This window comes from Mycobacterium sp. E2462 (genome assembly GCF_001672685.1).
Taxonomy (GTDB): Bacteria; Actinomycetota; Actinomycetes; order Mycobacteriales; family Mycobacteriaceae; genus Mycobacterium.
Genome location: NZ_LZKC01000297.1, coordinates 1 through 1,741 on the forward strand (window position 1 = coordinate 1; position 1,741 = coordinate 1,741).

General features: G+C 73.6%; 2 protein-coding genes. Both read right to left on the reverse strand.

The window, feature by feature from the left end:
- Window positions 1–334, reverse strand: a 334-nt coding sequence (locus A5714_RS14940; protein WP_156747332.1) for an LLM class flavin-dependent oxidoreductase, incomplete at its 3' end; no start/stop codon positions are given.
- Window positions 334–1,608: an NtaA/DmoA family FMN-dependent monooxygenase gene (locus tag A5714_RS14945; protein WP_068286243.1), complete on the reverse strand. Its 1,275-nt coding sequence runs from the start codon at window positions 1,606–1,608 to the stop codon at window positions 334–336. The genes A5714_RS14945 and A5714_RS14940, both read right to left, overlap by 1 nt.
- Window positions 1,609–1,741: the final 133 nt, after the last annotated feature.

Consider the following 1,741-nt stretch of genomic DNA (forward strand, 5'->3'; position numbering starts at 1 on the left):
TCGGATCGTCGACGCCGCTGACGATGTTGATGAACAACTTGCCGTCGTTGAGCCGGTGCAGGGTGGCCGCCGCGCTGGCGAAGTGCGCCGGATGCCAATAGCCGGGCCGCGCCGCCACCAGCGGCGTGAAGTTGGTGGTGCGGGCCGCGACCGCGGTGGCGACGGTGAACGTGTCGGGTCGGCCCCAGCCGGTGCCGATCAGCGCGCCGCCCCAGCCGTGCCGCTCGGCGCGCAGCGCCAGGTCCACCGAGTAGTCCAGGCTGCCCCAACCGGCCACCGTGTCGTCGCCGCGGTGGCCGGGCTCGACGGTGTTCGGGATGTACCACAGATGCATCAGGCCGCCGCCGTGAACGGGGCGCCCGTGAACCGTTCGCGCAACGTCGGTTCCGCATACGACGGGCGAAACAGGCCGCGCGAGCGCAGGATCGGCACCACCTCGTCGACGAACACCTCAAGGCCGTCCGGGAAGACGTCGGGCATCAGGTTGAAACCGTCGGCGGCGCCGGCAACGAACCACCGCTCGATGGTATCGGCCACGTCGACGGGGGACCCGACGATCACCCGGTGCCCGGACCCACTGAACTCACGCAGCGTCTGGCGCAGCGTCAACCCGCGGCGGGTGACCAGGCGCACGACCGATTCCCGGAAACCCAGTGAGCCAACGGAATCCGGCGCCGCGCCCAGCAGGCGCGCCGGGATGGGCTCGTCGAGCGGCAGATCGGAAAGGTCCGCACCCAGGGTCTGCGACAGTCGCTGCACGTCGTGGTCGGCGGGCAGCAGCGCGTTCTGCTCCTCGTAGCGCCGCTCGGCCTCGGCGCGGCTGCTGCCGATGGTGGTGATGAGGCCGGGCAGGATGCGGACCGCGTCGCGGCCGCGGCCGTGCGCGGCGGCGGCGTCCTTGACCAGCCGGTAGTGCTCGAGGCCGGCGTCGAGGTCCAGCTCGGCGCTGAACACCGCGTCCGCGACCCGCCCGGCCAGCTCCCGGCCCTGCGGTGAGCCCCCGGCCTGCACCAACAGCGGGTAGCCCTGCGGCGACGGCCCTTGCGGCAACGCCCCTGTGACCGCGAAGAATTCGCCGCGATGGTCGATGCCGCCGGCACCGGCGGCGGCGTCACGCCACAGCGCCAGGACGACGTCGACGAACTCCGCGGCGCGCCGGTAGCGGCTGGACCGGTCCGGCAGGTCGTCCAGGCCGAAGTTGCCGCCCGCGGCCTCGGAGTAGGTGGTGACGACGTTCCACGCGCACCGGCCGCCGGACAGTTCGTCGAGGCTGAGCAACCGGTGCGCGAGTTCCACCGGGTCGTTGAACGTCGAGGACAGCGTGCCGATCAGCCCCAGGTGCTCGGTCTCGGCCGCCACCGACGCGAGGATGACGCTGGGCTCCAGCGCCTGCGACGGGCGCAGCGCCGGGTGGTCGCGCAACGCCGGCCCGTCGGCCAGGAACAGCGCGTCCAGGGCGCCCCGCTCGGCGATCCGCGCCATCCGCACGTAGTAGCCCGGGTCGGTGAACGCCGCGGGGGCCTCGCTGGAGCGGCGCCACGACGCGGTGTGGATGCCGAGGTTGAGGACGTTGACGTTGAGCGTCAGGCCGCGCTCGCGCGGGTTCACAGCCGCGCCGCCACGGTCGGCGACGAGTCATAAGCGCGCCGGTGGGTCGACAGGTCGGGCTCGGCGGGCGCGGGCAGCCCGAGCCGGCGGCGCAGCGTGCCGCGACCGGCTGCGGCGACCGCGCCGCGGCGCC